The organism is Micromonospora sp. NPDC049275 (assembly GCF_043197115.1).
In the GTDB taxonomy this organism is placed as follows: Bacteria; Actinomycetota; Actinomycetes; order Mycobacteriales; family Micromonosporaceae; genus Micromonospora.
In genome coordinates this window covers 871,383-892,946 of the sequence record NZ_JBICSN010000003.1, presented here as the reverse complement: position 1 = coordinate 892,946, position 21,564 = coordinate 871,383, and the positions used below count along the sequence as shown (strand labels likewise).

General features: G+C 71.7%; 20 protein-coding genes. All 20 read right to left on the bottom strand.

All coding sequences use genetic code 11. From position 1 onward, the window contains the following. Positions 1-38: 38 nt before the first annotated feature. The 20 genes from lepB (ACGFIE_RS14565) to ACGFIE_RS14470 all read right to left on the bottom strand — a co-directional run bounded on the left by lepB (ACGFIE_RS14565) (position 39) and on the right by ACGFIE_RS14470 (position 21,494). Positions 39-674: a signal peptidase I gene (gene lepB, locus ACGFIE_RS14565; protein ID WP_363679451.1), complete on the bottom strand. Its 636-nt coding sequence runs from the start codon at positions 672-674 to the stop codon at positions 39-41. A 10-nt stretch (positions 675-684) separates the two neighbouring features. Next, on the bottom strand, positions 685-1,554 hold the full coding sequence (gene lepB / locus ACGFIE_RS14560) for a signal peptidase I (protein WP_393294534.1): 870 nt from the start codon (positions 1,552-1,554) through the stop codon (positions 685-687). A gap of 181 nt (positions 1,555-1,735) precedes the next feature. Beyond that, the gene (gene rplS, locus ACGFIE_RS14555; RefSeq protein WP_091245871.1) at positions 1,736-2,092 is read right to left on the bottom strand and encodes a 50S ribosomal protein L19; all 357 of its coding nucleotides are present in this window, start codon (positions 2,090-2,092) and stop codon (positions 1,736-1,738) included. A gap of 143 nt (positions 2,093-2,235) precedes the next feature. After that, entirely contained in the window at positions 2,236-3,009 is a 774-nt protein-coding gene (gene trmD / locus ACGFIE_RS14550) for a tRNA (guanosine(37)-N1)-methyltransferase TrmD (RefSeq protein WP_393294532.1), read from the bottom strand. A gap of 11 nt (positions 3,010-3,020) precedes the next feature. Further along, entirely contained in the window at positions 3,021-3,575 is a 555-nt protein-coding gene (gene rimM, locus ACGFIE_RS14545; RefSeq protein WP_363679447.1) for a ribosome maturation factor RimM, read from the bottom strand. Further along, on the bottom strand, positions 3,575-3,835 hold the full coding sequence (locus tag ACGFIE_RS14540; protein WP_172862164.1) for an RNA-binding protein: 261 nt from the start codon (positions 3,833-3,835) through the stop codon (positions 3,575-3,577). Before ACGFIE_RS14540 ends, rimM begins: the two co-directional genes overlap by 1 nt. Further along, positions 3,810-4,295: a 30S ribosomal protein S16 gene (gene rpsP, locus ACGFIE_RS14535; RefSeq protein WP_344353339.1), complete on the bottom strand. Its 486-nt coding sequence runs from the start codon at positions 4,293-4,295 to the stop codon at positions 3,810-3,812. Before rpsP ends, ACGFIE_RS14540 begins: the two co-directional genes overlap by 26 nt. A 220-nt stretch (positions 4,296-4,515) precedes the next feature. Further along, positions 4,516-6,588: a geranylgeranyl reductase family protein gene (locus ACGFIE_RS14530; protein ID WP_393294529.1), complete on the bottom strand. Its 2,073-nt coding sequence runs from the start codon at positions 6,586-6,588 to the stop codon at positions 4,516-4,518. 28 nt (positions 6,589-6,616) lie between these two features. Continuing rightward, positions 6,617-7,600, bottom strand: coding sequence for a polyprenyl synthetase family protein (locus ACGFIE_RS14525; RefSeq protein WP_393294527.1), 984 nt, complete (start codon positions 7,598-7,600; stop codon positions 6,617-6,619). 2 nt (positions 7,601-7,602) lie between these two features. Beyond that, the gene (locus tag ACGFIE_RS14520) at positions 7,603-9,189 is read right to left on the bottom strand and encodes a hypothetical protein (RefSeq protein WP_393294525.1); all 1,587 of its coding nucleotides are present in this window, start codon (positions 9,187-9,189) and stop codon (positions 7,603-7,605) included. 31 nt (positions 9,190-9,220) lie between these two features. Further along, a complete protein-coding gene (locus ACGFIE_RS14515) occupies positions 9,221-9,457 on the bottom strand; it encodes a hypothetical protein (protein ID WP_393294523.1) in 237 nt (78 codons plus the stop codon). Beyond that, positions 9,450-13,229: a PKD domain-containing protein gene (locus ACGFIE_RS14510; protein ID WP_393294521.1), complete on the bottom strand. Its 3,780-nt coding sequence runs from the start codon at positions 13,227-13,229 to the stop codon at positions 9,450-9,452. Before ACGFIE_RS14510 ends, ACGFIE_RS14515 begins: the two co-directional genes overlap by 8 nt. A gap of 113 nt (positions 13,230-13,342) precedes the next feature. Next, the gene (locus ACGFIE_RS14505) at positions 13,343-13,909 is read right to left on the bottom strand and encodes a hypothetical protein (protein WP_393294519.1); all 567 of its coding nucleotides are present in this window, start codon (positions 13,907-13,909) and stop codon (positions 13,343-13,345) included. A 103-nt stretch (positions 13,910-14,012) separates the two neighbouring features. Next, positions 14,013-14,669 carry a DUF402 domain-containing protein gene (locus tag ACGFIE_RS14500; RefSeq protein ID WP_393294518.1) on the bottom strand — a complete coding sequence of 219 codons (657 nt, stop codon included), beginning with the start codon at positions 14,667-14,669 and terminating at the stop codon, positions 14,013-14,015. Position 14,670: 1 nt separating this feature from the next. Beyond that, positions 14,671-16,077 carry a proline--tRNA ligase gene (gene proS, locus ACGFIE_RS14495; protein WP_393294516.1) on the bottom strand — a complete coding sequence of 469 codons (1,407 nt, stop codon included), beginning with the start codon at positions 16,075-16,077 and terminating at the stop codon, positions 14,671-14,673. Between the two features lie 166 nt (positions 16,078-16,243). After that, positions 16,244-17,323: an amidohydrolase family protein gene (locus ACGFIE_RS14490; protein ID WP_393294514.1), complete on the bottom strand. Its 1,080-nt coding sequence runs from the start codon at positions 17,321-17,323 to the stop codon at positions 16,244-16,246. 18 nt (positions 17,324-17,341) lie between these two features. Then, positions 17,342-17,920, bottom strand: a complete 579-nt coding sequence (locus ACGFIE_RS14485) for a Uma2 family endonuclease (RefSeq protein ID WP_393294512.1) — start codon at positions 17,918-17,920, stop codon at positions 17,342-17,344. A gap of 68 nt (positions 17,921-17,988) precedes the next feature. Continuing rightward, positions 17,989-19,548 carry a signal recognition particle protein gene (gene ffh / locus ACGFIE_RS14480; RefSeq protein ID WP_363679438.1) on the bottom strand — a complete coding sequence of 520 codons (1,560 nt, stop codon included), beginning with the start codon at positions 19,546-19,548 and terminating at the stop codon, positions 17,989-17,991. 126 nt (positions 19,549-19,674) lie between these two features. Continuing rightward, positions 19,675-20,331, bottom strand: a complete 657-nt coding sequence (locus tag ACGFIE_RS14475) for a response regulator (protein ID WP_393294510.1) — start codon at positions 20,329-20,331, stop codon at positions 19,675-19,677. Further along, positions 20,328-21,494: a sensor histidine kinase gene (locus tag ACGFIE_RS14470; protein ID WP_393294508.1), complete on the bottom strand. Its 1,167-nt coding sequence runs from the start codon at positions 21,492-21,494 to the stop codon at positions 20,328-20,330. Before ACGFIE_RS14470 ends, ACGFIE_RS14475 begins: the two co-directional genes overlap by 4 nt. Positions 21,495-21,564 lie beyond the last annotated feature (70 nt).

Here is a 21,564-nt window from a genome sequence, read left to right as displayed (position 1 = left end):
GCCAGACGCGCAGTGGATCGCCCATGCCCCCGCCGGTTCTACGGCTTGGGAATGCCGTCGAACCCGTCGGGCACCGTCAGCCAGGTGGCCCGGTTGACGGGCCAGAAGACGGTGAACGCCCGCCCGACGACCTCACCCTCGGGGATGGTGGCCTCGGTGATGTTCTGGTTGGACTGCTGCCAGTGCTCCAGCGAGTCACCCGAGGCCGACCGGTGGTCGCCCATCACCCACAGCCGCCCCTTCGGCACGGTGATGTCGAACTCCTGGTCGGCCGGCTTGTCGCGGACGCCGTCGATCGAGAAGATGTACGGCTCGTCGAGCGACTTGCCGTTGATCATCAGCCGTTCCTGCGGATCGCAGCAGACCACGTGGTCGCCGCCGACGCCGATCACCCGCTTGATGAAGTCCTCACCGTCGGGGTTGCCGCTCCACTCGGTGGGCGCCTTGAACACGATCACCTCGCCGCGGTGCGGTGAGCGGAAGTCGTAGACCAGCTTGTTGACCAACACCCGGTCATCGATCTTGAGAGTGTTCTCCATGGACGGGGAGGGGATGAAGAAGGTCTGCAGCACGAAGGCGCGGACCAGCACCGCGACCAGGATCGCCACACCCAGCAGGATCGGCAGCTCCTTCCAGAAGGAGCTGCGCGGCTTGTCGGTCTGCTCGTCAATCACGCCAAGGAGCCTACGTTGCCGGACCGGACGGCACCGTCCGGAACGCGCGGGAACCCCTCAGCGCGGCCACCATCGGGAGTATCAGCAGCACACCGCCCTGTGGGGACGGCCGGACCGGGGGCGCACCGGACGCTGCCGTAGCCGGCGCGGCCACGTCGTCGAAGGTCGACGGCACCGACAGCGCGGCCCAGCGCGACGACGGCCAGACCACCATGAACGCCCGGCCGACCACATTGTCGATCGGCACCGGCCCCTGGCAGCGCGCGTCCTGGGAGACCTCGCGGTGATCCCCCATCACGAAGATCTGCCCCGGGGGTACGACCACCTCGTCGAAGCGCCGGGAGCGGCACTCCTGCGGATTCGGTGGCAGATCCAGCGGGGAGTCGCGCAGCACGTACGGCTCGTTGAGCGGGGTGCCGTTCACGGTGACCCGGCCCTGGGAGTCGCAGCACTTCACCCGGTCACCGGGCACGCCGATCACACGCTTGATGAAGTCCTTCTCGCCGGGACGGCTCACCCCGACCAGATCCCCGACGGTGCGGGCCACCTTGCCGGCGAACCCGGGCTCCGGCTGCTCGTCGACCTGCGGCGCCCAGCGGTCGGTGCCCCGGAACACCACCACCTCGCCGCGCTCCGGATCCCGAACGTCGTAGACGACCTTGTTGACCAGCACCCGATCGCCGATCAGGAGGGTGTCCTCCATCGAACCGGACGGGATGAAGAACGCCTGGAGCAGGAACGTGCGGATCAGCACCGCGAGGCAGAACGCCACCACCAGCAGCAGTGGAAGCTCCTGCCAGAGGGGCATCTGGCGGCGGCCGCGGCGCACCCGCCGGCGCCACGGATCGACGGTGCCGTCCTCGTCAAGCGTCTGCACCACGCCACTCCCCGGTCCACAGAAACACCACCGCCCGGGAGCCTCGTCGAGGCTCCACGGGCGGTAGTGGACGGCTGCCCGCCACGTTGGCGGGGTCGCCGCCTGGCTGCGCCCGTACGACCAGGGTAGTGCGGTCTGGTCGGTACGGCATACGCGCAGCTCAGGCGGCGTGGCGAGCGGGAAGTCAGCTGGGCTGCTTCTCCCGCTTCTCCTTGATCTTGGCCTTCTTGCCGCGCAGCTCGCGCAGGTAGTAGAGCTTGGCGCGACGCACGTCACCGCGGGTCACGATCTCGATCCGGTCGATGCCCGGGCCGTTGATCGGGTAGGTCCGCTCGACGCCGACGCCGAAGCTGACCTTGCGGACCGAGAAGGTCTCGCGCAGACCGTCACCCTGGCGGCGGATCACGACGCCCTGGAAGATCTGGACACGGGACCTGTTGCCCTCGACGACCCGCGCGTGCACCTTGACGGTGTCACCGGCACGGAAGTCGGGAAGGTCGGTCCGCTTCGACTGGGCGTCAAGGGCGTCCAGGATGTTCATCGCTGCGTCCTCGTAAGGCTCACGGCGCACCGTCACTCGGTGCGCGGGTGGGTGATTCTGATCCCCGGGTGGTGGTCGGCGAACCGACCCCGGTCGGGAATCCTCGCAGCCGCCCGCGGGCGCGGACGGATGCGGCAACCCCCCTACTTTGCCACATCCCCCGGTGGTGGCTGAAATCCGGCCCGTTCCAGCGCCGCGATGTCCCGTTTGTCGAGCCGCTCGGGCGGCAGCGCGGCCAACAGGTCCGGGCGCTGGGCCGCGGTCCGCAGCAGCCCCTCCTCGCGCCGCCAGCGCGCGATCCTGCCGTGGTCGCCGGAGCGGAGCACCTCCGGGACGTCGTGCCCGCGCCAGCTCGGCGGCTTCGTGTAGATCGGGGCCTCCAGCAGCCCGTGCGCGTGCGACTCCTCGTCCAGCGAGCCGGCGTTGCCCAGCACCCCGGGCAGCAGTCGGGTGACCGCCTCAAGGATCACCAGCACCGCGACCTCGCCGCCGAAGAGAACGTAGTCGCCGAGCGACACCTCGGTGACAGGCATCCGGGTGGCGGCGTGCGCCAACACCCGCTGGTCGATCCCCTCGTACCTGCCGCAGGCGAAGAGCAGGTGCGGCTCGGCGGCCAGCTCGTGCGCCATGGCCTGGGTGAACGGGACGCCCGCCGGGGACGGCACGAGCAGCCGGGGCGGTGGGGCCTCGGCCGGGGCGAGCGCGTCCAGCGCCGCGCCCCACGGCTCGGGGCGCATCACCATGCCCGGGCCGCCACCGTAGGGGGTGTCGTCGACCGTGCGGTGCACATCGTGGGTCCAGGACCGCAGGTCGTGCACGGCGAGCTGGAGTACGTCGTTGGCCCGGGCACGGCCGATCAGCGACAGGTCCAGTGGGGCGAAGTACTCCGGGAAGATCGACACGACGTCGACGCGCATGCGGGGTGGTCCTAAAGGTCGAGCAGTCCGGCCGGCGGGTCGACGATCACGCGTCCACCGGCCAGGTCGACCTCCGGGACGATCGCCCGGACGAACGGGATCAACGCGGTACGCCCCTCGGGACGCCGCAGCACCAGCAGGTCGGACGAGGGCGCGTGGTCGATCCGGGCGACCTCGCCGAGCTGCTCGCCAGCAGGGGTGACCACGGCCAGACCCACCAACTGGTGGTCGTGGAACTCCTCCGGGTCCTCCGGAGGCGCCACGTCGGCGCTGTCCACCACGAGCAGGGTTCCGCGCAGCGCCTCGGCGGTGTTGCGGTCCAGGATGCCCTCGAAAGCGATAAGCACCCGACCCTGGTGGAAGCGGGCTTCCTCGATGGTCAGCTTCGCGGGAACCCGGAACGGCACCCCGGGCTCGTCGGTGGTGGGAGGGGGTGTCGCCCCCGGTTCGGTGCGCAGCACCGCACCGGGGGCGAACCGTGCTTCGGGTTCGTCGGTCCGCACTTCCACGGTGACCTCACCGCGGACACCGTGCGGCTTGCCGATCCTTCCGACGACGAGCTGCATCAGTACGAGTCGACGATGTCGACGCGTACCCCGCGCCCGCCGATGGAGCCGATCACCTGACGCAGCGCCTTGGCGGTCCGGCCGGACCGCCCGATCACCGTGCCGAGGTCCTCGGGGTGCACGCGGACTTCGAGCCGCTTGCCCCGACGGGAATCGACCATCCGGACCCGGACGTCATCCGGGTGATCGACGATGCCCTTGACCAGGTGCTCCAACGCCGGACGCAGAGGCATGTCAGGCCTGCTCACCGGCGTCGGCAGCGGGGGTCTCGGCCGGAGCCTCGGTCGCCGGAGCGGCCTCGGCCTTCGGGGCCTCGGCCGGAGCCTCGGCAGCCTTGGCGGCCTTCTTGGCCGGCTTGGCCGGGGTCTCCGGGGCGAGACCGGCGGCGGCCTTCGCCTCAGCCTCGTACGCCGCCTTGCGGTCGGCCCGCTCGGGGGCGACCTTCAGCGGCGGCGGGGCCGGCAGGCCCTTGTACTTCTGCCAGTCACCGGTCAGCTCCAGCAGCCGCTGCACCGCCTCGCTCGGCTGAGCGCCGACGGACAGCCAGTACTGGACCCGCTCCGACTTGACCTCGATGATCGAGGGGTCTTCCTTGGGCTGGTAAACCCCGACGAACTCGATCGCCCGGCCGTCGCGCTTGGTGCGCGAGTCGGCGATGACGATGCGGTACTGCGGGTTGCGGATCTTGCCCATCCGCAGGAGCCGGATCTTTACGGCCACAGTTGTTTCGCTCCTGTTGCGATCTCACCAGCCCGTTATGGGCGGTGTGCGTGGGTGAGCGCCGACCGGACCCGTGGGGTTGGGCCGGAGACTACTCGGTGGACTAGCGACGTGCCCGGGTTAGAGGGCGCCGGACGCGCGCCGGATACCAGCGACCCATTCTGCCAGATGGAGCGCCGATCCCTCGCACCGGAGCCCCGAGCGAGCCCACCTGACACCACTACGTGACCGACATCACTCTCCCACCGGGGCCCTCGCGGCCCGACAACTCGGGGGTGGCCAGCCGAGCCAGCAGCTCGCGGGCCGGACCGGCGGGCACCGTCCGCAGCGCCTCACGTGCACGTTGGGCATGCTCGGCGACCAGGCCGAGCAGCCCGATCACCCGCGGGTCGTCGTGCGCAACCGCCGCCCCGGGCCGCGCCGACCCACCCCACCGGGACGCCCCGGTCAGGTCCCGAAGCTGCTCGCCGAGGGCGTGGGCCGCGCCAACCTCCCGACCGTACGCGGCCAACGCGTTCACCACCGGCACCCGAGCGCCTCCGAGCCGACCGCCGAGCCGACACGGCAACTCGAACGCGACGGCGGCCCGCCCCGCCAGCAGGGCGCCACCGGCATCGGAACCGGACGGCGGGCCGGCACGCAGTTCCAGAGCCCGACCCTCACAGGCCACCGTCAACGCCTCGGCGAACTCGGCGACGACCGGGCCACCGCCCTGCGCGGCGAACTCGTAGGCGCGGGCCAACAGAAAGTCCGCGACAAGCACCGCGAACCGGTTGCCCCACGGCGTCGGCCGAGGCCCGGTCGACCCGGCCTCGTCTCTGGCGCTGTCCACCGCCAACCCGGCGAGAAGCCCCAGGTCCACCGCCGCGGCGAGGGCGTGCCGCAGCGGATGTTCCCGGCCACCTACCGCTGCGGCGACAAGCAGCAGCACCGACGGACGTAGCGAGAGGGTCGACAGGTCCTCGTCCACCCCGCCGAGCCGGACGAACATCGGCCAGTCCTCCCGAACACATCCGGCCAGCAGTTCGCCCACCGCCAGAAGATCGCGCCGCAGGTGGCGGGCGAGTTCCGGGGCCGGCGCGGGCAGCGGGTCCAGCAGCACACCGGCTCGCGCGCCGTCCGGGAAGAGCGCCAGCCTTCGGCAGAGCGCGAAGAGTGGGCGGTCGTCGTCGAAGGTGGCGTCGAGCACCCGCCAGGCGAGCAGGTACCGGCGCACCGAGTACCGGCCGGTCTCGAAATAGCCGGACTGCCGGACGGCCAACTGCCGGGCGTACGGAGCGGGATCCACAGGTCCCACCTCGGCGTGACGAAGGGCGGCGTCGATCCGGTCGGCGGCGAGCAGACCCGACTCCAGGGCGAAGCTGATGCCCTCGCCGGTGAACGGGCTGACCAGACCCGCCGCGTCGCCGACCAGCAGGAGCCCCGGCACACCGCACCGGGACGGGTCGAAGTCCAGCCGCAGCGGCGCACCGGTCATCGGCCCGGCCGGGCGGGCCGCCCGGAACCGCCTGTCGGTCGCCGCCAGGTCGGCGACGAAACGCTCGTACAGCAACCGGACGTTCTCCCGGTGGGTCGGGTCGAAGAGGCCCACGCCGACGTTTGCCGTCCCGTCACCGACCGGAAACACCCAGCCGTAGGAGGGCAGCACCCGTCGGTCCGTGACGTCGGCCAGCGGGAGGTGGATCTCCAGCAACTCGTCGAGGTCCGTCACCTCGGTGAAGTAACCCCGGGCGGCGAACCCGGTCCACTCCCGGTCCGGACTCCGCAACCCGGCCTGGTGAGCCAGCCGCGAGGAGGCCCCGTCGGCGGCGACCACAGCCGGGGCGCGCAGCGCAAACCGGTGTCCCTCGTACTCGATCCGCACGCCGTGGACCCCGGCGCCGCCGCCGATCAGCCCGGTGGCGCGCGCCCCGGTCCACAGCACCGCGCCGGCGCTCACCGCCCGCCGGCACAGCACCGCGTCCAACTCCAGCCGGGGCACCACCATGCCGTACCCGGTGCCGTCGGGGTCCTCGTAGTGGAAGTCGCGAGCGCCCCGCCCGCGCATCCGGATCCGCACCCCGCCGACCCGCTGGGCACCCGTCAGCTCGTCGAGCACTCCCATGTCGGCCAGCAGACGCACCGCGCTGCGGGTCAGGCCGTCGCCGCAACACTTGTCGCGGGGAAACTCGCGCCTGTCGACAAGCAGAACCCGGCGGCCCAGCACCGCCAACCGGTACGCCGCGGCCGCACCGCCCGGCCCGGCGCCCACCACCACCGCGTCGAAGCCGTCGAGCCGGTCCGGAACCATCATCGGGCTCGGCCTGTCCGGCGGGTCCACGTCAACCCGCCCGGGTGACGGCATAGTCGGCGAGCCGGACCAGCGAGTCCCGGGCCGGGCCGGGCGGCAGCGGATCCAGCCGCCGGGCGGCCTGCGCGGCCCTGCTCCGGGCCTCGGCGAGGACCTCGTCCACCGCGCCCGAGGCGACGACCAGCTCAGCCACCTCGGTCAACTCCGCCGGAGTGGGCTCGCGTACCTCGAGGAGGTCGCGCACCCGCCCGGCCACCGCTGTGTCGCGGGCCAGCAGCCGCAGCACCGACATGGTGTAGACCCCTTCCCGTACGTCCGTCAGCGGCCGCTTGCCGAGTGCCGCGTAGCTGCCGCGCACGTCGAGCGCGTCATCGGTGAGCTGGAAGGCGACCCCGAGGTCGTGGCCGTACCCGGCCAACGCCTCGACGGTCGCCGGCGACGCACCGGCGAGCAGCGCGCCCAACCGGCAGGGCAACTCGAACAGGGTCGCCGTCTTGCCAGCGATGATCTCCAGGTGCTCGGCCTCGGTGAGTCTGGTGTAGAACGCGTTCTCCGTCTCGCGGAGCTGGCCCGTGCAGAGCGCGACCAGGGCGGCCGCCGCCTCCCGGCCGTACCTGTCGTCGAAGGCGGCGAGCAGGGCGATCGCCCGGGCGACCAGGAAGGTCCCGGCGACCACGGCCGCCGGCTCGCCCCATTCGGCGTTGACGCTGGGGCCGTGCCTCCGGGTGACGGCACGGTCCATCACATCGTCGTGGTAGAGCGAGGCGAGGTGCAACAACTCCAACGCCGCGGCGGCGTCGAGCAGATGTGCCGGACGGACGGTGCCGAATTCGGCCGCGACCAGCAGCAGCGCGGGACGGATCCGCTTGCCGCCACGGCGTTGCAGCGCCGTCGCCATCGCCCAGAGCGCCGGGTCCGACGCGGCGACGGCCTCCCGCATCCGCCCGTCCAGGCCGGCCAGCGCCTCCCGGGCACGGGCGCTGGCCAGCCAGTCCGGGCCGGTTGGGTCACCCATCGTCACCGCTTCCGCTTCGGCTTCGACTTGGTGGGCTTCTCGTCCGCCGCTTGCCGGGCGTCGCCGCCGCTCGCACCGCCGCCACAGCCACAGCCACCGTCGCCGCGCCGACCACTGCCCGGTGCACACAGGGTGGGCACCCGCTCCACCAACTCCTGCGCCTTGCGCAGCAGTTGCTCATCGTCGAGCATCCGCAGGATCTCCACCGGAGTACGACCGACAGCGTCGTTGGCCAGCGCCAGCACCTCCTCGGCGGCGGACAGCTCCTCGGCGGTCAACCGGTCCGCGAACCGGCGCAGCGTCTTGCGGGCCTCGTCGAGGTGCTCGGTCGTGAGCGTCGCCTCGGAGCGCTGCGGCTGGAGCAGTACCGCACGGGCCGTCTCGGCGTACGTGTCGTAGAGCTTCTGCAGGTGCCGCCGGTCGGCGTCGGAGAGCTTCGTCGACCGGGCCCGAGCCACCAGCCGATCCTCGTTGGCGAAGTAGGTGTCGACGGCGAACCGGCCGACACTGGTCTGCTGCAGGTAGCGCTGCCGGAACTCCTTCTCGACCGCCACGTCGAGGTCGACGTCACGGTCCAGGACCCGGCGGGCGGTACTGCTGGAGGCGCAGCCACAGGCACTCTCGTTGCCCCCCGCGCCGCCCAGGTAGACCACCGACCCGGAGTCGCCGCCCTCGGACAGGTGGGCGGTGGCGATCTGGCCCTCGAAGGTGGCCACGCCGACGCCGGGGCCGTAGTCGATGCTCGCGCTGACATCCACCTCGGTCACCGTGGAGGTGGTGTACTCGGTGGTCCGACCGACCTTCTCCACGTTGCTGCCGATGTCGACGCCGGCGATGGCGCTTGCCCCCGCGGGGAAGGTCACGTCGAGTTGACGCAGCACCTCGTCGATGGGGTTGATCAGGGTTCGGTTGCACGAGCCGGCGAAGAGCAGACCGACCGCCGGATGGTCGCTGTTGGCCACCGGGAAGATGTCGTTCTTGACCCGGTCGACTACGTCGTTGGGCTGGGAGACCTGGCCGATCGCGCAGTCCACCCGGTTGCCAGCTGGGTTGATCATGACAAATCGCTTGAGCGTGGCGATGGTGTCGGCCGGCGCGGTGCCGCCGTCGTACGAGCCGGGCTGCGTGATCGCGTCGCCGATCACCCCGGCGTTGGAGTTCGCCAGCACGTGGTTGTTGCTCAGGATGCAGAGCGAACCGTCGGTGTTGTCGGTGACCAGCGCGCCAAGCGTGCCGGCCGTGACGTTGACGTGCGCGATGCTCACCCCGTTGGGCGCCGGACGTTCCCGGGCGGTGAACTCCTGGGCGAAGAACGGGCCGGTCTCCACCACGTCGACCTCGACGAAGTCGGGCCCGAAGTAGACCCGCCGCGGCAGCAAACGGGTGGTGGGTAGGAACTGCGTCGGCACCTTGCGCACCACGTACACCACCAGGGCCGGCTCGTCCGTGCGGCGGCCGCTGACCTCCCGTCGGCCGTAGGCGAGACCGCTGACGTTCGGGTCACCGAGCAGCCCGGCCAGTGGGCCTTGACGAGCCGCCCGAGCCAACGCCCGGGCCTTGACGTAACTGTCGTCGTTCGGATTGGACATGGCGCCTCCTGCCGTGCAACGGGGTGATGGATCAGGTTCGGCGGGCCTCGAACGGCCCGGTGAGCACGAAGCGCAGCGGGACACCGTCGACGCTCTCGCCGGTGCGGGCCGCCAACACGGGGTCGGTGACGTAGACGCTGATGACGTACGGGCCGGACGGATCGGGCCGGCCGATGCCGGTGCCGACTGCGGCGTACCGTCGGGTGAGGTCGGTCCGGTGCGCGGCCAGCACGGCACGGACGTTGTCGAGCGAGCCAGGTTCAGCCACAGCAGCCGCCACGGGTCGGAGGGTCGGACCGGCGGGTCGAACCGGTGACACCGGGATCGACGGGAACCGGGTGCGACGTGGGATCGCCGTGTTCGCCAGCGGAGTCGTCGTCCGGCCCGGCGGTGTCGGCGTACTCGGCGCAGAGCCGGACCAGCAGCCCCTCCGCCGACCGGCCGACGATTCGGACGGCGACGATGCCGGGACCGGCCAGGGTCACCGCCGCCGGGCCCGGTGGCGAGTTCGCCGGCACCTCGACGCGGTCGAGCTGCGTGCCGTCGTCGTCGAGCGCGGCCAGCTCGACCGGTTTGCCGCCCTGGTTGACCACTGTGGCGACGACCCGGTCCGCCGGGTGGGGCAGGGCGATGTAGACGCCGGCGCCGAGCTGGAGGGCCGCGCCGCCGGTGGGCGGCCCGACCACGACGACCACCCGGCCGCCGCCGTCCAGCGAACGGATGAGGAACCCGTGGTCCGTCCACTCGGCCGGGTACTGGGTGCCGGGCTGACGGTCGGCGAAGTCGAGGCAGTCGCGCGGCAGTGGTGGTGGCGGCGGCAGCTCCGTCGGGCAGTACGGCTGCGCGGCCAGCAGGTCCACGTCGTCGAACCACACCCGTCCGCCGCCCCTTCGGGGTTCACCGCCGTCGGCCACGGCCTCCAGGAAGACGGTCACCGCGGCGGCCTGGGCGGCGACGCGTACCACCAGCGGGGTCCACCGCTGCGCGCTCGTGCCCTCGCTCCAGACGACGGCGGCGGAGGTGGGGTCGGTGCCGCCGGTCGGGTCGACGCCGAGCCGGGCCGTCGCGGGTTCGGCCTGGTCGAGGTCGTACCAGGCGGTGAGCTGGTAGGCCCAGCCCGGGTTGGCCCCGATCTGCTGCCGGATGCCGACCCGCTGCTGCGGACCAGGAACGAGCCCCTGCGCCCGGCGACCACCGTGCACCACGAAGTTGCTCGCGACATGGTGCCCGGTGCCCCCGGCCGCAGGGCCGGCCAGCACGTACGGCTCCCACCCGTTGGCGACCTGTCCGGTGGTGCGCTGGGCGAACCCGTCCTCGAAGTGCCGGTTCACCACGTCGACGGCCCGGACCACCAGCTCGTCGACACCGGTCCCACCGTCGTCGTCGACCACCGTGCACCGGGTCAGGAACGTGCCGCAGTCCGGGTAGCGGTGGGACAGCACGGCGGTTCCCCTGCCGGCCGGCGGCTCGTGCGTCTCGGTGACCACGGCCGGCAGCGGCGGGGTGCAGTCGCCGAAATCCCAGACGGCAGTGTGCGTGTCGCACCAACCGGGATCGGTGAACGCGGCGGTGAGGGTGAGGACCGTGCAGGGGTAGGTGAACAGGTCCGGGCCGGCATCGACAACGGGTGGGACGTTGCGCACCGTCACGGTCCGGGTGTCCGTCGCCATCCCACCGTTCTGGTCCCGGACCCGCAGGGTCACCTCGTACACCCCGTTGTCACACCAGGCGTGCTGGACGGTGCTGGTGCCCTCGGCCCGCGGCGGGGTGTTGGTCTCCACGACCGTGCCCGGCTCGGTGGGTTGGGCGTCGCCGAAGTTCCAGGTGGTCTCGTGGGTGTCGGCGTACTCGACGTCGCTGAACCGGCCGACGAGTGTGACCACCTCACCCTCGTCCACGGTGAGGTCCGGGCCGGCGTCGACAGTGGGCGCCACGTTGGCGACGTACACCAGCGCGAAGTGGCGGCTGGTGGCGCCGCCGGGCTGGTTGATCGTCAACGAGTGCGCCGCCAGGTAGGTGCCGCTGGCCGCGTAGACGTGGTTGACGTCCGCCGTGGCGGCCGGTGCCGCGCCGTCGCCGGCCAGCCAGGTGTAGCCGGCCGCGGCGCTGGTGTGCCCGGCGGCCAGCAGCACTGCCGACTGGGCTGTCCCGGTGTACGGTCCACTGCTGCGGGCGGCGAGCACCTCGGTGCTCTCACAGGAGCTGAGCACCTCCAGGTCACCGGCGAGGACGAGCCCGTCGGCGTTGATCACGATCGGGTCGAAGAAGACGGCCCTGACCCGCCCGATCCGGGCCAGCTCGGGCGGCCAGCCGGTGATGCCGCTGACCGCCCCGGTGATCGGGTCGACAAGGCGCGACCCGCCGATGTTGTTGACCACGGCCGTGATCACCGCGGCGACCACGATGATGATGACCCCGATCAGGATGCTCCCGGCGCCGAAGCTGATGATCGCCAGGATGATGGCGATGACCCAGAACAGGACCGACTCCTCGGGGTCGACGTCCGGTTCGCCGATCAGGTGGTTGTCCATTCGCTGGACGCCGTCGGGGTTGAGATCGCCGCTCGGGGTCCAGTGCAGTCCGACGTCGGCCCGGAAGCTGGCGTCGACGTCGATGCTGCCGAGGATCGCGTCGATGACCGTCAGCTCTCCGGTCATCCGGATCGACCCGTCCCGGAGTTCGACGTCCAACTCCCGGACGTCCGCCTTGTCGTCGCCCTGGTCGACGCGGCGCGGCAGGTCGCTGTCCGCCCAGCCGTTGGCGACGCGGGCGGAGTCGATGTTCTCCTGCACGATCGTCCCGTCGAGCAGGATGGCGAAGTCCCGCCCGGCCGGTACGACGTTTGTCATCGCCCCGATGTCGGCGCCCTCGCCGGCGTTTATCGCTATCACCAGCAGGTCGGCGAAGACCCGGGTGGCGACATTGTCGGCCTCGAAGACCTCGCCACCCACCTCCGGCGTCCACAGGGCCAGGAAGCCCCGCCCGACCAGGTCGTCGAAGAGCAGGTCACCGATGGCCGTCTCGATCTGCGCCACGGTGGGCACCACGATGCTCTGCGCCCCGAAGCCGTGCACCAACGCCGCCCCCTGCTGGTTGAGCTGGGCTTGCAGCGCGTTGTCGAGAAACCCGAAGAGGGTGGCGTTGTTTGTGGTGAAGTGGGTGCCCTCGATGCCGGGCGCCGGGTTGATCGGCCCCGCCACCACTGTCGCGGTGTCGAAGCGCAACGTGTACGCCCCCGGCGGGGTCTCCAGCGGCACCGTGATGGCGAGCCGGGTCTCCACAGCCATCGGGTCGGCCAGCGAGGGCGCCGCGCCACTGCCCACGATGTGGAACATCCGCAGGTAGATCGGCATGCTGATGAGGACGTGCGTCGGGTCGGGCTGACTGACGTCGATCCGGTGGGCGGGGTCGGCCTGGTCGTCGTAGATCTCCAGGTGGGTGTCGAGGGTGTAACTCCCGACGCCGAGGCCGAGTACCAGCCCGGTGTCGTCCTGCTCGTGTGGGATCGCCGGAATACCGGGATGCAGCACGCCCCCTGGGCCGCCGTTCTCGTAGGCGAAGTGGACGTACTCGCCGAGGATCTGAACGAGCTTCGGGGCGAGAGGGTCGCCGCTGGTCAGGGTCGCGGTGACCGCGCTGCGGGGCAGGCCGTCGAAGCGCAGCCCCACGTTCTTCGAGTCGGGCAGCACCCCGATCGGCACGCCGGCGTGCGCGGTGGCGGTGAGGTCCAGCAGTTGCGCGGAGGGCACCGGCGGGTCGGCGACGATCACCTGGATGACCAGACCGAAGGTGAGTTCGCAACCGTCGATGTCGGGTCGTGGAGTGGCGTCGAGCTGGTCTCGGGGGATCTCCACCTGGCCGCCGGCCGTGGTGAGCCCGCCGATCCCGAGGCCGGCCGGGACCGGCAGGTACTGCGGAATGCGTCCCTCGTCGGTGCTGGTGTCGCCGCACTCGGCGGACTTCCAGGCGCCCTGCAGGGCCTTGCGGAGAACGGGCGAAGTCGCCTCGACGACGACCTCGAAGCCATGGGTGTCGGCCATTGGTCCCCCTTCGGGGCCGATGTGGTGGAGGCCGGAGGGTGTGGACGACCGGAGGCCGGGCCAGACGTCAGAAGTTGCTTGGGGTGGTCGCCGAGCGGCGGGCCGCCCGTTGGTCAGCGGGGAGGGGTGTCGGGCGCGGGCGACTGGAGCCGGCCGGTCACGGCCGTCAACGGCGTGGTCACCGCGCCGCTGAGAATCGCGGCGAAGGCCCGCGGGGGTGCGAACCTCGGCCGACGGGCGGAAATCCGCCGGTACTCCAGCAGCGGAACCAGCACCGGGTGCCGGTCCCGAAGCGGTTCCAGTGGGTCGGCGCCGGCACCGCCGGGCTGCCAGCGCGGCGGGTCGGTGTCCGGTTCATCGCCGTCGGAGCCCGGGAGCACGCCCAGGTCGGTGAGGAGCCGGCGGACGGCAGGACCGTCGTCCGGGTCGACCTGACGGTCGACCCGCCGGGCGATAGTCGTACGCAGATCGGCGAGCTTCTCGGCGGCTGTCGGTCCGAGCCGAATGCGGTCACCGATGCCGGTACGGGTGTCGGGGTTGAACTGGTAGTCGAGGTGCTCGACGGCCAGCAGCGGATTCGTGGCTGCCGCGATCGCGAGGGCGGGAGCGTCGCTCAGCCGGGCGAGGATCACGCTGGCGCGGGCCTGCAGATCGGAGAAGGTGTTGATCTGGTCGGCCATCGGGCCTCCCATTACTGGTGGTGACGTTGCCTGAACCCTAGGCCACCACACCGTTGGCACCACGCTCTATGTCCGCAGAATGACAGACAGTAATGGATGCAGCTCAGCGGACTGGCGGACGATCCCAACCGGCGGGCAGCCCATCCGGTACGCCCCAGTTCGGTGGCGGGACATAGTCACACCAGGTGCCGTCGAACGGGAACACACCCGCCTCGGCGAGCGCGATCACCCGCTCCCCCTCGGCGCGGACGGCCTTCTCGTCGGTCACCCAGTAGTCCTCCGGAAAGGCGAGACGTTCGACGAACTCGTCCTCGTCCTTCCACTGCCAGGTGCGGTCCGGGGCGACCACCACGTCCAGGTCCTGGTCGATCACGTCGACGCCGGCCACCTGTCCGTCGTCCCAGCGGACGCCGGGCTCCTCCAGGTTGACGTACCAGTGGCTGAACCGGCCCGCCGCGTCGCGGAACCACCAGACGGAGTGCGCCGCCCCGGTGGGCAGGAACTTCAACAGCGGCGGCCCGTTCCAGCGCCCCTGTGCGAGCTGGTACGTCGGCGTGATCCACTCGGCGAACGGCAGCCCCCGCATGGTCAGGCCGACCTCGTTGACCTCGTGCGCCACCGGCGAGCCCTCCGCGACCCAGAGCAGCAGCCCCCGCTCGTCGTCGAGGACGACCCGCGCCGGCCTGACCCACCCGATCCGCCCCCGCCGCACGTTCCGGTGCAGGATCAGCCGACCTGGCTCGAAGCGGTCGGCAGTCACCTCAGTAGGCGCGGGCGAGGATGGCGACGAGGTCGGGCTCGTCCTCCGAGTCCGGCACCGAGCCGTCGGCGCGCAGCAGGCAGCGCACCGTCACGCCCTGGCCGTTCGCCTCGGCCTCGCCGGCCACACCGACAGCCGACCACGGAACCCGCGCCCAGCCGGTCGCGGCCGCCTCGATCGCCTCGGCCAGGGTGGCCACCTCGACCGTGCGCGACAACCGGTGGGCGAGCGCCTGGTCGTGCAGCACCTGCTGATCGGCCTCCAACGCCGCCAGCACCGCGCCGACCACGTCGGCCACCGGCGTCGGAGACTTCGACCCGTCGGTACGACGGACCACAGTCGCGTTGCCGACGGCCAGGTCACGGGGGCCGACCTCCACGCGTACCGGATAGCCGCGCAGCTCGGCGTCGACGGCCCGGCGGCCGAACGCGGTGTCGGTCCGGTCGTCGAGCGCGACCCGGACACCGGCGTCGCGCAGGCCGTCGTGCAGCTTGGCCGCCGCCTCCGCGACGCCCTCGCCGTCCTTGACGATCATGATGTACGCCTGGATGGGGGCCAGCCTGGGCGGCACCCGCAAGCCGTTGTCGTCGCCGTGCGCCATGATCAGACCGCCGAGCATCCGGGTCGACGTGCCCCAGGAGGTCGTCCACGCGTGCTCGCGACCGCCCTCCTTGGCGGAGTAGCTGATGTCGAACGCCTTGGCGAAGTTCTGACCCAGTTCGTGGCTGGTGCCCAACTGCAGCGCCTTGCCGTCGCCCATCATGCCTTCGCAGGTGTACGTGGCAGTCGCCCCGGCGAAGCGCTCACGGGCCGTCTTGAGGCCCACCACGACCGGAATGCCGAGCACGTTGACCATCAGATCCTCGTACGCCTCGTGCAGGATCCGCCGCGCGTAGGCGCGGGCGTCCTCGCGGGTGGCGTGCGCGGTGTGCCCCTCCTGCCAGAGGAACTCGCTGGTGCGCAGGAAGATCCGCGGACGCAGCTCCCACCGGACCACGTTGGCCCACTGGTTGAGCAGCAGCGGCAGGTCCCGGTACGAGTCGATCCACTTGGCCATGAACTCGCCGATCACCGTCTCGCTGGTGGGGCGAACCACCACCGGCTCGGCGAGCTGCTTGCCGCCACCGTGGGTGACGACCGCCAGCTCCGGCGAGAAGCCCTCGACGTGCTGGGCCTCACGCTTGAGGTAGCTCTCCGGGATGAACAGCGGGAAGTACGCGTTCTCCGCCCCGGCGGCCTTGATCCGGGCGTCCATCTCGAGCTGCATGCGCTCCCAGATGGCGTAGCCGGCCGGACGGATGACCATGGTGCCGCGGACCGGGCCGTTGTCGGCCAGCTTCGCCTTGGCGATCAGGTCCTGGTACCAGCGGGGGAAATCCTCCGCACGGGGAGTGAGCACGCGTGCCATGACCGCACATCCTATGCGCCACGCGGGGCGTCATCGCGCCCGGGAGTCGCCACGCCGCGCAACGAGCCCTCCGGGCAGCGGTCACCCCCCGCACCCGCACCACGATCCGCGCAACTATCTTGCGCCGCATTCGGCGCGACCCGACGCGGCGTACCACTGCTGAGGGTCAGCGGACGACGCGACCGCGCAGGATCGTGCGGGACGGGGCACGGACGACGCGCAGGTCGTGGCGGGGGTCCTCGGGGTAGACGGTCAGGTCGGCGAGGCCGCCCTCGACCAGGCCGGGGAAGCCGAGCCATTCGCGGGCGCCCCAGGAGGCGGCGGCGAGCACGTCGATCGGCGTCATGCCGGCGCGTTCGTGCAGCAGCAGCATCTCCTCGGCGGCCAGCCCGTGGTCGATGCCACCGCCGGCGTCGGTGCCCACGTAGATCGGTACGCCCGCCTCGTGCGCGGCCCGCACCACCTCGGGGAAACGGTCCCGCAGCGCGAGCATGTGCTCGGCGTACCCGGGGAACTTGGCGCGCGCCTGCTCGGCGATACCCCCGAAGGTCGCGATGTTGATCATCGTGGGGACCAGCGCGGTGCCCCGGCGGGCCATCTCGTCGATCAGGTCGAGACTCAGGCCGGTGCCGTGCTCCACCGAGTCCACCCCGGCGCGCACCATGATCTCGACGGCCGACTCGGAGAAGGTGTGCACCGCGGCGCGTACCCCGGCGTCGTGTGCCGCCCGCACGGCGGCGGTGAGGGTGTCGGCGTCCCAGGCCGGCGCGAGGTCGCCCACGCCCCGGTCGATCCAGTCGCCGACCAGCTTGACCCAGCCGTTGCCGGCCCGCGCCTGCGCGGCCACCGTCGCGGCCACCTCGGCGGCGCCGACCTCGACCCCGATGTCGCGCAGGTAGCGCTTCGGTGGCGCGACGTGCCGGCCGGCGCGAGCCAGTCGCGGCAGGTCCGGCTCGTCGTCCAATTCGGGGTACGGGTACGGCGAGCCGGCGTCGCGGATCGCCAGCACCCCGGCGTCCCGGTCGACGTGGGCCAGCTCGCGGGCCTGGTCGAGCGAGGTGATCGGGGCGCCACCGCGGGCGATGCCGATGTGGCAGTGCGCGTCGACAAGCCCCGGCAGCACGTAACCGCCGTCGACGACCGTCTCCGCACCGGGCACCGGGGCGAGGGTCACCCGGTCGCCGACCAGCCAGAGATCCCGGACCTCGTCGTCGGGGAGCAGCACACCGCGCACATGAAGAGCCATGGGCACAGTCCTACCCGATCACTCCTCGTCGGGGGCGAGCAGGTCGTTCTTCCGGGAGGTCAGGGCCGGCAGGTCCACGGAGACCTTCCACGGGCGCTCGGTGACGAACAGGTCCTCGGTGTGGGCGACCTGCTCGTACTCCCGGTTGGCGCCGAGGGTGTACTCGGTGAGCGTCACGTGCTCCTGCAACGGGTCCACGACCCAGTAGGACCGGACGCCGGCGTGCGCGTAGACCTTGGCCTTGTCGTACATGTCGCGGAAGCTGGAGGTCGGCGAGACGACCTCCACGGCGAGCAGGGCGTCCTCGACCGGGACGGGTGACCGATTGGCGTGCGTACGACGGATGACCACCACGTCGGGGCGCGGCTCGTTGCGCCTGTCGACCCGCATGGACAGGTCGATGCTGACCAGGTATTCCGGCGGGCAGTTGACGCGGAGCGTGAGCAGGAGCTCGACGCAGAACTCTTGGTGTACGGCAGTGGGGGACGGCACGATCAACCTTCCGTTGATCAGTTCGTACGGAAGGTCCTTCGGTAGTTCGCCGAGGTCGTCGACCGTCCACTCGTGCCGTTCGGGCAGGATCGGGGCCGCGGTCATGACATCTCCTTCCAGGGGGCGACATCACCCTAGGCAAGGGTGACGTCGCCCGCCGTCACCGACACGCGTCAGCGCGGGCCCTTGTCGCCGCCCTTGCCGAGCTTGTTGAAGTCGATCTTCGGGAGCTTGAAGCCGGGCGGCAGGCCCTGGCCGCCAGCGAGGTCGTTCGGGTCCATTCCCGGCGGGAGCTGCGGCATGCCGCCCGGGAAACCGCCCGGGAGCCCGGCGCCGGCGCCCGTACGCGGACGACCGCCACCCTTGGTGCCCTTGCGTTTGTTCTTCGGGGACTTGGTGGCCTTGCGCCGGCCGCCGCCGGGCAGGCCCATCATGCCGCCCATCTGCTTCATCATCTTCTGCGCGTCGGCGAAGCGGTTGAGCAGCTGGTTGACGTCCATCACGGTGACCCCGGAGCCGTTGGCGATGCGCGCCCGACGGGAACCGTTGATGATCTTCGGGTTGGTGCGTTCGCCCGGGGTCATCGACCGGATGATCGCGGTGACCCGGTCGAAGTGGCTGTCGTCCAGCTCGGCGAGCTGGTCCTTCATCTGCCCCATGCCCGGCATCATGGCCAGCACGTTGGCGATCGGACCCATCCGCCGCACCGCGATGAGCTGGTCGAGGAAGTCGTCAAGCGTGAACTGCTCGCCGCCCATCAGCTTGGCGGTCATCTTCTCCTTCTGATCCGAGTCGAAGGCCTGCTCGGCCTGCTCGATCAGAGTGAGGACGTCGCCCATGCCGAGGATCCGGCTGGCCATCCGGTCGGGGTGGAAGACGTCGAAGTCCTCCAGCTTCTCGCCTGTGGACGCGAACAGGATCGGCTGCCCGGTCACCTCGCGCACGGAGAGCGCGGCGCCACCACGGGCGTCACCGTCGAGCTTGGAGAGCACCACGCCTGTGATGCCGACGCCGTCGCGGAACGCCTCGGCGGTGCGGACGGCGTCCTGACCGACCATCGCGTCGATGACGAAGATGACCTCGTCCGGGTTGACGGCGTCGCGGATGTCGGCGGCCTGCTGCATCATCTCGGCGTCGATGCCGAGGCGGCCGGCGGTGTCGACGATGACGATGTCGCGGGCGGCGCGCTTCGCGTGCTCGATCGAGGCGCGGGCCACCTGCACCGGGTCACCGGTGCCGTTGCCGGGCTCGGGGGCGTACACCTCGACGCCGGCCCGACCACCGAGCACCTGGAGCTGCCCGACGGCGTTGGGGCGCTGGAGGTCGGCGGCGACCAGCAGCGGCTGGTGCCCCTGACCCTTGAGCCAGCGGGCCAGCTTGCCGGCCAGGGTGGTCTTACCGGAACCCTGGAGACCGGCCAGCATGATCACGGTCGGCGGCTGCTTGGCGAACTGGAGCCGCCGGCCCTCACCGCCGAGCACGTTGATCAGCTCTTCGTTGACGATCTTGATGATCTGCTGGGCGGGGTTGAGCGCCTGAGAGACCTCGGAGCTGCGGGCCCGCTCCTTGACGGCCGCGATGAAGCCCTTGACCACCGGCAGCGCGACGTCCGCCTCCAGCAGCGCGAGGCGGATCTCGCGCGCGGTGGCGTCGATGTCGGCGTCGGTGAGCCGCCCCTTGCCGCGGAGCTTGGTGAAGATCCCGGACAGGCGGTCACTCAAGGTGTCAAACACACGAACATCCCGTTTGTCAGTGTTCCGGCGGGCACAACGCGGCCGGCACTGCGGAGTCCGGCCACCGCTAGGGTAACCGCCCAGCCGCGGGGCCGCTCTCGCCCGGCCCGGCCCGCTTCCCGGGCCTTATCCCAACACCAGACCCGACTGGTACGCGAAGACGACGAGCTGGGCCCGGTCCCGGGCTCCCAGCTTGCCCATCGCCCGGCTGACGTGGGTCCGCGCGGTCGCCGGGCTGACCACCAACCGCGCGGCGATCTCCTCGTTGTTCAGGCCCTCACCGACCAGCCCGACGACCTGACGCTCCCGATCGGTGAGGGTGTCCAGCCGCGGGTGCGGCCGGGGCGCCCGCGACGGCCTGGTGGCGAACTCCCGCACCACCCGCCGGGTCACCGACGGCGACAGCAGCGCCTCCCCCTCGGCGACCAGCCGGATGGCGCGCAGCAACTCCGGCGGCCGGGTGTCCTTGGTGAGGAACCCGCTCGCGCCGTGCCGCAGCGCGTCGAAGACGTACTCGTCCAGCTCGAAGGTGGTGAGCACCACCACCCGCGTACCGGTCAGGTCGGGATCCGCGACGATCCGGCGGGTCGCCTCGATCCCGTCGATACCGGGCATCCGAATGTCCATCAGCACCACGTCCGGCCGGACCTGGCGGGCCAGCTCCACGGCCCGCAGCCCGTCGGCAGCCTCACCGGCGAGCGCCAGGTCGTCCTCGCTCTCCACGAGCGCGCGCAGACCGAGGCGGACCAGGTCCTGGTCGTCGGCGATCAGCACCCGGATCACGCGGGCGGCTCCACGGGCAGCCGGGCCAGGACGCGGAACCCGCCGTCCGGACGCGGCCCGGTCGTCAGCCGCCCGCCCAGCGCGGCCACCCGCTCCCGCATACCGGCCAGGCCGTGCCCCCCGCCCTCCTCGTCGGTCGCGTCGAACGATCCGGCAGGGACCCCGACGCCACGATCGGTGACCTCCACCGTCACCTCGTCGGCCCGGTAGCCGACGGTCACCTCCGCGCGGGCCACCCCGGCGTGCCGCAGCACGTTTGTCAGCGCCTCCTGCACCACCCGGTACGCGGCCAGGTCCACCGCCGCCGGCAACTCCCGAGGCTCGCCGTCCTGGCGCAGGTCGACGGCGAGACCGGCGCCGGCCAGCCGGTCACACAGCGCCGGGAGCCGGGCCAGCCCCGGCACCGGCTCACGCTCCGCGCCCCGGCGCACCGCGCCCAACGTGACCCGGAGCTCGTCGAGCGCCTCCCGGCTGGTGCGACCGATCGCGGTAAGCGCGACCTCCGCCTGCTCCGGCCGTTTCGGCAGCAGATGCAGGGCGATCTCCGCCTGCATGCTGATCGCGGCCAACCCGTGCCCCACCACGTCGTGCACCTCCTGAGCGATGCGCAGCCGCTCCTCGTCGGCCTGCCGCCGGGCCTGCGCGACACGATCACGTGCCTGCTCGGCGCGGCTGCGAGCGGCGGCCTCGCGGTTGACCCGCACCACCACGCCCGCAGCGAACGGTACGACAGCCCAGGCCGACGCGGGGAGCACTCCGGTCCAGCCCGGCGCCGGGCCCCGGGACCAGAAGACGTGCGCCAGCAGCACCACGAAAGCGCCGACGGTGGCGAGCGCCGCCGGTCGCACCGGCAGCCGCAGGGCCACGGTGAACACCGCGACCAGGAACGTGATCAGGATCGGCCCGTACGGATAGCCGAGCACCAGGTACGTCGTGGTGGCCAGGGTGACCACGGCGAGGACGGCGACCGGTGCGCGCCGCCGACCGACGAGCGCCAGCGCCGCGACGGCGATCAGCACCCGGCAGACGGCGTCCACAGGCCTCGACCCCGGCTGGTTGGCCCCCGCGAGCCCGCTGGCGAGTTGGCCGAACCCGAGCAGCGCCAGGGCGAGCACGGCGTCACCCGCCACGTCCGGCCACGCCCGCCACCCGTTCCATCGCATGGCCGTCATTCTGCCCGCGACCACGCCCTCTGACGTGCGTCCACGAGCGGCACCGCCCGTACGCCCCCGG